The sequence below is a fragment of the Pseudomonas sp. SIMBA_068 genome (genome assembly GCF_046534705.1).
Lineage (GTDB): Bacteria > Pseudomonadota > Gammaproteobacteria > Pseudomonadales > Pseudomonadaceae > Aquipseudomonas > Aquipseudomonas putida.
This window is the reverse complement of record NZ_JAWRYI010000100.1, coordinates 1-390: the sequence shown is the minus strand read 5'-3', so window position 1 is coordinate 390 and position 390 is coordinate 1. Positions and strand designations below refer to the sequence as shown.

At 40.3% G+C, this 390-nt stretch carries 1 protein-coding gene; it reads left to right on the top strand.

The window, feature by feature from the left end:
- Nucleotides 1-43 precede the first annotated feature (43 nt).
- Nucleotides 44-390 (top strand): EVE domain-containing protein (locus SB756_RS28350; protein ID WP_410912810.1); only part of this gene is annotated, 347 nt, incomplete at its 3' end.

Here is a 390-nt window from a genome sequence, read left to right as displayed (position 1 = left end):
ACTATAGACTACAACTATGTAAATCTTTGTTAGGAATACAACTATGGCTTACTGGCTGTTTAAAACCGAACCCGATGCTTTTTCAATTGACGACCTAAAACACGCACCTAATCAAACAACATTATGGGAAGGTGTACGAAATTACCAAGCCCGAAACTTTTTGCGTGATGATGTTAAAGAAGGCGATTTAGTGATGATTTATCACTCAAGCTGCAAAAACGTAGGTGTAGCGGGTATAGCAAAGATAACAAGCGCAGCCTATCCAGACCCTACTCAATTTGACCTAAATAGCGATTATTATGACCCTAAAGCCACCAGCGATTCACCGCGTTGGGTAGTCGTTGACGTAACCTACCACCAACATTTGAATAAACTGGTTAGCTTAAAATC